The following is a 7,819-nucleotide window of genomic DNA, read 5'->3' on the forward strand; positions in this document are numbered from 1 at the left end:
CAAACATTCTGAAAATCTGCATCCAGCGATTCGAAACGGCCAATAAAATCCATCCCCCCCCCCCCCCGTCCAGGGATCGAGATCCAGTCCATCTGATCCCGGAAATGCGCATATCTCTTTACCTCACGGAGGTAACGGGGGTCACGCAAACGCAATATAAATTCCTCAAACGCAATATAAATTCCTCGAACGTAGGTACATCCGACAGGTAATGCGTAGCCCAAGTCCAGTCTACGAATTTATCGCCCTTGCCAACGACACGGTGAAGATAATGATAAGCAGAATGAATTCGAGACCAGGGATTGCGAACAAACGTGAATTTGAATGACTCAGCGAACCTCTGTTCATCATGTGCTGCATAACGCAGGATAGGGACGTGACGGCTTTTTTGGCCAAATAGACTGTCGACAATCGAAGTGCCTGCTGACTTGGGGACGTGCGTGAAGATAACACCCAGTTCACGCTCACCGGGGAGCCACGGGTCAGAACGGAGCCCGGGTACCACTTTGACAGCCGCTTTTTCAAGCCTTAACGGCAATCGAAACTCGACCGACTTCGCGCGAAGCCGGAGCTGCTGCTTTGCTGACAATGTCATACTGGCACCTTATGCTCGATCTCTGGTTTCGAATGAGGTTTTATGAAGCGAGTAACTCAAGATATTTTTGAGCAATAATTTCAATGGCGAAATCTTTAGCCCGAAGCTTAAGCGCGGCCTGGTCGCCCTTTTCAGTTAGGGCAGCAAGAATTGCCTGAGAAAGTGCATGGGCATCACCAACTGGCACCAAGGCTCCGTATTGCCCGGCAGCCAAAATCTCCGTTGGCCCAACGGGGCAATCCGTACTCACAATCGGCACCCCATACTCCATGGCCTCAACAATCACATTCCCAAAACCCTCATAATCCGAGGACAATACAAACAAATCAGAATGCCCATACCAAGGCCCTGGGTCTACCGCAAACCCTGGAAGTAAAACCCTGCCCTGAAGCCCAAGACGATCAATCTGCTGCTCTAACTCCTCACGCATCGGCCCCTCGCCAAGAATGCATAAAGTTGCACCAAGCGAAGCTGGCAGGCGCGCAAAGGCTTCAATCAGGAGATCATGCCGCTTGACCGGCTTCAAAGTACCAACAGTGAGGATGATCGGCCCCGGGCGCCCACTGAGTTGTTCTGGACACGCGGCATTGGCGTTGACTTTACCTAATGCGGCCGGGTTGTGGATCACGGTGAACTGTTTTAGGGAAAGGCCGGACAACGATGCCAGATCATCTGCAATGCCAGAGGAAACGGCAACTCTCACATCTGCCAACGGATAACACACGCGCTGGGAAGCCCGCATAACCAGCTGGTGTAATCGCCCATGGCGGCGATAGGCGATGGATAAAGGCGAGTGTTCGCTGATGATGACGCGACCTTGGTATCCCGCGAGCCGAGCGGCCAAAGGCGCAAATACAGTTAGCGGCCACATTGCAGCAATAATTGCGTCTGGTTTGCTCTCTTTTAGGTACTGAATCAAAGGGCCGAGAACATTTCTGACTCTAGCCGCCTTTAGGTCAACGACTTTTGCCGATGCAGGGAGGTGGTTCAATAACTCGCCAACTGCATTCCGCAAGACGAACTCTGTCGAAACACCGGAACGCCCCCACTCTTCAGCTAAGTTTACGTGGAGGCGCTCGGCACCACCAGGGCGGAGATCTGGAAGTATGATCGATACAATCATGACCTATAGGTCTTTTCCATACGAACGCTCCTCGACTTAACTGTAGAAAAGTAGTTAAGCCCCAAAAGACGGGGGGCGAGGAAACGAAATTCTCTACTATCTCGGCACATTAAAATTAAGCCCAATCTACCTAAAATATCTCTGCGTAGCCACTCTTTTCTAATAACAGCAAATCTCCGAGTTTTCATAACTCTCTTTTTTATCTCAACATGCTCAAAATCATTTGACAAAAATCTTAATATGTAGTCGCACAGGGATATATAAGAATCTGCCATCCATGAAATTTTACGCTCAAAGTCCTCAATATCAGATTTTCCTATTTTAGGATGACTGGCGTTTGATATTGAGTTAATTGATTGCCGATATTTAACCAACGGCTCTCTAACTTTCCTTATTTCATACTTCCGAATAGATGCTATAAAATAAAAAACTGCATCTTCAGAGAAAACAGGGGTCTCCGAATATGGCAAGCCATCAAACATGCAACGATCATAAGCTGTCGTCGCACCATGGTTAAATTCTTGCCTTTTCTCGGCAGAAAACCATCCCATTATTTCCTTGTCTCCGGAAGATTCATCAACCCCAAGAGATTCGCCCGAGTCACTAATTTTCTCAAAATTTGAAAAAAGAACTTTTACGCCTGACTTTTTCCAATCATCGACAATTACTGAGCATCTATTTTCGTAAGAAATGTCATCACCGGCACTCAGGATCATCAACTTTCCAGACATTTCACCATAAACTTCTAGAACATGGTTAAACGTCCCTCGATTCTGCTTCGTCTTTCGCGCAACTACTCGATGGGGCCCTTTATACTCAGAGGCCATTTCTCTCATAATTTCAAACGTTCGATCCGTCGAACAATCATCAGAAAGAATAATCTCCAAAGGCTCATAAGTCTGAGCAAACGCCCCCTCGATTGCCTCCCGAATATACTTCTCCTGGTTATAGGCAAACAAAGCAAATGTTACTAACGGACGTTCTTGTGTACTTTCCTGCATCATTTGAAAAATCCTGATAAGCCAGCATCACTGGCGAAACTACGAAACTATAGTGGGGGAAGATGCGTGTAGTTGTGGAGCGTCAGAAAACCACTCCAAAAACTCACAAACAGTCGGCAAACTCTCAGCCACATCGCCCAACTCACCGTCATCCAACCTTTTACAAAACTCCTCCCACTCACGCTCGTCCTTCGCACCCGACAAGCCAAGAACAGCTTCTATATCACCCTGCGGCCAGATCCAAACATTGTGAGCTTTCAGCTTTTCATGCAGTTTCTCAGCGACAGGCTTCCCTTCGTCAGTTGCGGCCCATTCCGCATATACCTGCGCAGCCTTCTTGGTTGCATTTTTGTTCGTTGGCCTGCCATCACCGCCGATTTTGATGCCAGAATCGCTCTCTGCCATAGCAGCAATCTGGCTTAGGCATTCACGCAAGTCTTCGTCCCCTCGGGATAACAAGCCATGTTTTATAGCTTGGCTTGGGGCATAGTCAAAATCTGCGATACCGAAGGCTTCTATCCCCAATTCTTTAAACACGCCCAACATACCTTTCATACCACCAACGCCATCAAGGGTAACCGTCGCTATTCTGTCAGCAGCCAAAGTGCACCCCTTTATGGATTCGTAAAGTGCAGGCAGGATTCGCTTTTCGGTTTTCCCTTCAACAATGACCACTCTGTCGCTAAACAACCAGGCGCTGGCGTTGGCAAGATCAAATGCCGTGTGTAGCTGAGTATCATTATCGGTGATACGTTTACGCAGCGCTTCGGCCATGCTGGGCATCACTACTGTCTGGCCCGTGGAGGGGCACTTTCTAGCTATTCTCGTTTCGACAATGGATTTTCTATCAATCATCATCGGTGAATGGGTGACGAACACTACTTGATAGGCCCCCTCAGAAAGCTTGGTCAGCGCTGCTCGCAACTGCTCCACGGCCTGCGGGTGTAGAAACAGCTCAGGCTCTTCAATCAAAAGAAGGCGCCTTTGGCCCTCGTCACTTCCGTTCGACTTTATATCTGCGAGGTAGCGTATCAACGCCATCTGGATGCTTCGCTGCGCACCGTGACCGAGACTGGAAAAATCGCGGATAGTGCCGCGCCCATCTTCACTCACCCGCACCGTGCCTTGCCGAAATACCGATGCAATTTCAGGAACGGGAATGTCAAGATGTATGTTTATTCCCGGAAAAAAATCCTGGAGCACGGAGGTTGCTTGAGAGTCAAAGTCATTCAATTGCGTAATTCTGGAAGGGCTTTCTGGCGCAAGGTATTGGCGCACATCATCCAGCAATCCTTGTAACCTGACACCGTGTTCCTTTTCAAGGGAACTAGTGAATTCAGCAAGCAGCTTGCCCAGAGTTGTACCGTTTTTCGATTTGGTTGCATCTTCTGCAGCGTCTTGCATTGCTCCAATGAATATCGGTTCAGGAAACAACACCTGTAACGCTTGAGAAATACCCGTCGGGTTTTGCTTCCAGGCAGCCGGATCGCCCTCAGCTAGCCCAGGTTCCCGGATCTCAAGTTTCACAGCTTTGCTAACACTGCCGCCGGGCTCTTTTTGCTCTCTGCGGATTCTCAAGGTGCTGTTTTCAATAAACGGTTGTAACTTGTTTCTATGCTGCGCTTCTAATTTATCCAGAAGTACATCATCAAGCCCTTCGATGGTTGCTTCTACTGAGGCCGGTTTACTGGCGTCATAGAAATCCCCAACTGCCAGAGCCGTCGGTGATATCAGCCATGCAATGGCTGACATAATATTGGATTTACCGGCATTGTTGTAACCAACGATGGGCGTGCAATTGCCTAATGCCAGCTCGATGTTTCTACACGATCGGTAGTTCTTGATGTGAATGTGGGAGAGATGGTGCATTATCAGCTCCTGATTGGCCAACCTAATTTGTTATACAGAGCATAACCTTTGGTGGCCAACCGCCCTTCAGGCCCAGTTTTTTGCAGCACTATACGCACCCCCACAACCCCGGTCACAACCGCGACTAATGGTGAGATGAAGAGGCCTAAACTTGGGCTATTCATAGCAATAACGAGGATGCTTAACGACAAAATCACCTGAAACCCAAATAATTTTAGTGAAAGCGTTTGCCAGCGAAAGCCCCGGAGATGCCTTACAAGTAGATAGACGGTAGCAAAATAAGCTACGTAACCCAGTAGAAATGCAACGCCAGTAATTTCCAGCCCCACCGTCGGCAATAGCAGCCAGATCAGCGCCAGGAACACCACATTGAAACTGAGTTCCATGAAGAAATAAATTCGAGCATGGGCGCCCGCAACAATCGCAAAGCTCATCGCCCAACTGGCCAACTTGAATACATTACCAACTGTCTGCCACTGCAAGAGTGTTGCAGCTGGCCCAAAGTCACCAGCATATAGCAGGGTGATGAGCCAAGGAGCCCAACCAATCAGCAGCAATAGTACGGGGCCGCCAATGGCGAGCCCCAATTGTGCCTGATCATTCATCAAACGATTGGCTACATCTCGATCGTGAATTACTTCGGTCAACCGTGGATAATAATCGGCCCCCATAGCACCCAGAAGGAAACCGACGTAGGTCATAGTAATACCCCAAGCTGCGGCGAAATAGCCGGCAGCATCCAATCCTAGCTCCCGGGTTACGAAGGCTCGCACTAGCAATAACGTTCCCGTTGTTGCAAGACCACCCGCCATGAAAGCTGCACCAAGTCGCGCCATTGGTTTCCAGGTTGCCCAGATTTCTTTCAGGCCCATCGACGAGATGGCGGCTTCTCTTGGCAACCTTCGTATAAAAAACAAAGCCGCCAATAGGTTTGTTAACGGCTGCACAATTAAAAACCAGATCAGTCCGGCTTTACCAAACCACCAAACAGCCAATAAACCGAACACAGTGGCCACAAATGCACCGATAACGGTCACCCGGCCCAAATCGCCAATGCGGCGCAGGCCCTGAAGTAGCGCCGTGTGAGCTGTTGCCAACAGCGATAACAGGATCGCGATGCCCACCAAACCAATCTCAGTGGAGAGTGTGGCATCACCAGTTAACCAAACCGCCAAGGGCACACGAAACAGCCATACTGCGACCATGGCCAAGGTACCTTGTATCAGGTGGGCCGCCAGAAGAACGCGGCTGACCCGGTTCAAAGTTTCCGCATCCCCCTTCGCACCTGCGATTTGCCTGACTCCACTGGACCCCATACCCAGCCCGGCGGCATTACCCACCATCTGCTTGAGGTTGTTGTAAATTCCCAACAACCCGATCCCAGCCGGCCCCAATAGCACGGCGATAACTTTCATGCGGATTATGGAGAGGGCAATATTGACCACTTGGGCGGAGCCGATCACCAGCATGGACCGGATCAGCCCGCGAGAGTTAGAGGAGTTGGAGTTGGTCATTAGACGCGATTGACCGCCTCTATCACCTGGCTCACCTGCTCGGGAGTCAGGTGAGGCCCCATTGGGAGGCTTAATACCGAGCGGTGAATCTCTTCGGTCAACGGCAACGAAATTTCCGAGAATGGCTTGTATGCTTGTTGTTGGTGCGGCGGCAGCGGGTAATGAATCAATGTCTGCACACCCTGCTCCGCCAAATGCTGCTGCAACTTGTCCCGCATGGTCGAACGCACCACAAACAAGTGCCAAACGTGGCTTTCTCGGTTGCCTACTGCTGGCAACTGAATTTTCGGATTATCAATATGAGCGAGGTAATATTCCGCCACATTCCGCCGGCTTTCGATTTCGTCGTCCAGATGGAGCAGTTTGACCCTGAGCATGGCGGCCTGGATCTCATCCAGCCGGCTGTTTACGCCCTGATAAAGGTTCTCGTATTTCTTGTGGCTACCGTAGTTACCCAATGCCCGGATGATTTTGCTCAGTTCCTCGTCATCAGTGGTAACGGCTCCCGCATCGCCCAATGCGCCGAGGTTCTTGCCGGGGTAAAAGCTAAATCCAGCAGCGTGGCCCCAACTGCCGGCTTTGCGGCCTTCTATACTGGCCCCGTGTGCCTGGGCGGCATCTTCCAGAACCAACAGGCCGTGTTCATCCGCCAATTGCATCAGCTCTGGCATTGGGGATATCTGGCCGTAGAGGTGAACCGCAACGATAGCTTTGGTGTTGGGGGTGATGGCCGCAGCGGTTTTTTCAGGGCACAGGTTGAAAGTAGCCTCGTCGGGCTCAACCAGTACGGGCTTTAAGCGGTTTTCGGTGATGGCCAGTATGCTGGCGATGTAGGTATTGGCTGGCACGATGACTTCGTCGCCCTCTTTCAGCTTGCCCATTTCTTTCCAGGCTCTAAGTGTGAGGGTGAGAGCGTCCAGGCCGTTGGCTACACCGATGCAATGCTTAATGCCGCAATAGTCCGCGAACTCTTCTTCAAAGACTTTTACTTCGTTGCCCTGGATGTACCAGCCGGAGTCGATGACTCGGGTGGCGGCGGCTACGAGTTCGTCTCGGTATTGGGCGTTGATGGCTTTTAGGTCTAGGAAAGGAACGGTCATTTAATTTTATCTGCTAGTTTCTGTTTGGCATTTTCGACAGCCGCTTTGGTGATTTCGAAGTACAGGTTCTGCTCGTCTTCATCAATTTGCACTGCGCCCATCCGTTGATGGAATTTGATTACGCCTTTGTTGCCTTTCATCACATCGAAATGCGATTTTTCAAAGCCAAGGTGTTCAAAACCAAATTCATAAACCAGAAAGGCGCTTTCAAGGGCGGCATAGCGGGTTTTGTTCTGGTTTAAAATCCAGCTTCCCCAGCAAAAAGAGTCTTCCCGCAGGTCGTAGACCCGAACGGTGCCACAAGGGGTACCATCGATACGTTCAATGATGAAGTAGTACTGATTTCCAGCTTGCTCGTCGTGCTTGTATTTTCTGATCCACTGCTTTTGCGCCTCGACATCCGGTGGAACAGCGGATAGGAAAGCGTTGTAACGCTCATCCAGGCGCAAACTCAGGATGAAATCTGCATCGTTTTCTTCAACTAAACGCAATCTGAGTGTTTTGCTTTCGAGCGTGTTCATGCCGCGAGCCTCGCAGCATGCATCGGCTCAATCAGTCGTGTCGTGTCGTGTCGTGTCGTGTCGTGTCGTGTCGTGTCGTGTCGTGTCGTGTCGTGT

Annotated in this window: 7 protein-coding genes; all 7 read right to left on the minus strand. The window is 50.2% G+C overall.

The annotated features are described in order from the left end of the window. Window positions 1–118 precede the first annotated feature (118 nt). The 7 genes from J122_RS27035 to J122_RS04905 are packed head-to-tail and all read right to left on the minus strand — an operon-like array spanning window position 119 to window position 7,723. A complete protein-coding gene (locus J122_RS27035) occupies window positions 119–595 on the minus strand; it encodes a sulfotransferase family 2 domain-containing protein (protein ID WP_061331442.1) in 477 nt (158 codons plus the stop codon). 40 nt (window positions 596–635) lie between these two features. Next, window positions 636–1,718 carry a glycosyltransferase gene (locus J122_RS04880; RefSeq protein WP_061331443.1) on the minus strand — a complete coding sequence of 361 codons (1,083 nt, stop codon included), beginning with the start codon at window positions 1,716–1,718 and terminating at the stop codon, window positions 636–638. Further along, the gene (locus tag J122_RS04885) at window positions 1,715–2,722 is read right to left on the minus strand and encodes a glycosyltransferase (RefSeq protein ID WP_061331444.1); all 1,008 of its coding nucleotides are present in this window, start codon (window positions 2,720–2,722) and stop codon (window positions 1,715–1,717) included. The genes J122_RS04880 and J122_RS04885 overlap by 4 nt, the downstream gene beginning before the upstream one ends. Before the next feature lie 36 nt (window positions 2,723–2,758). Then, window positions 2,759–4,588 (minus strand): ATP-dependent nuclease, encoded by a 1,830-nt coding sequence (locus tag J122_RS04890; RefSeq protein ID WP_061331445.1) that lies wholly within the window; start codon window positions 4,586–4,588, stop codon window positions 2,759–2,761. 2 nt (window positions 4,589–4,590) lie between these two features. After that, window positions 4,591–6,102, minus strand: coding sequence for an O-antigen translocase (locus J122_RS04895; protein WP_061331446.1), 1,512 nt, complete (start codon window positions 6,100–6,102; stop codon window positions 4,591–4,593). Further along, on the minus strand, window positions 6,102–7,202 hold the full coding sequence (locus J122_RS04900; protein ID WP_061331447.1) for a DegT/DnrJ/EryC1/StrS family aminotransferase: 1,101 nt from the start codon (window positions 7,200–7,202) through the stop codon (window positions 6,102–6,104). Before J122_RS04900 ends, J122_RS04895 begins: the two co-directional genes overlap by 1 nt. Beyond that, a complete protein-coding gene (locus J122_RS04905) occupies window positions 7,199–7,723 on the minus strand; it encodes a GNAT family N-acetyltransferase (protein ID WP_061331448.1) in 525 nt (174 codons plus the stop codon). The genes J122_RS04900 and J122_RS04905 overlap by 4 nt, the downstream gene beginning before the upstream one ends. Between the last annotated feature and the right edge of the window lie 96 nt (window positions 7,724–7,819).

This window comes from Marinobacter excellens LAMA 842, assembly GCF_001574445.1.
In the GTDB taxonomy this organism is placed as follows: domain Bacteria; phylum Pseudomonadota; class Gammaproteobacteria; order Pseudomonadales; family Oleiphilaceae; genus Marinobacter; species Marinobacter shengliensis.

What these genes read in the sequence shown, in the direction of transcription:
- J122_RS27035 (WP_061331442.1), bottom strand. Translation starts at nt 595, where the DNA reads ATGACATTGTCAGCAAAGCAGCAGCTCCGGCTTCGCGCGAAGTCGGTC.
- J122_RS04880 (WP_061331443.1), bottom strand. Translation starts at nt 1,718, where the DNA reads ATGATTGTATCGATCATACTTCCAGATCTCCGCCCTGGTGGTGCCGAG.
- J122_RS04885 (WP_061331444.1), bottom strand. Translation starts at nt 2,722, where the DNA reads ATGATGCAGGAAAGTACACAAGAACGTCCGTTAGTAACATTTGCTTTG.
- J122_RS04890 (WP_061331445.1), bottom strand. Translation starts at nt 4,588, where the DNA reads ATGCACCATCTCTCCCACATTCACATCAAGAACTACCGATCGTGTAGA.
- J122_RS04895 (WP_061331446.1), bottom strand. Translation starts at nt 6,102, where the DNA reads ATGACCAACTCCAACTCCTCTAACTCTCGCGGGCTGATCCGGTCCATG.
- J122_RS04900 (WP_061331447.1), bottom strand. Translation starts at nt 7,202, where the DNA reads ATGACCGTTCCTTTCCTAGACCTAAAAGCCATCAACGCCCAATACCGA.
- J122_RS04905 (WP_061331448.1), bottom strand. Translation starts at nt 7,723, where the DNA reads ATGAACACGCTCGAAAGCAAAACACTCAGATTGCGTTTAGTTGAAGAA.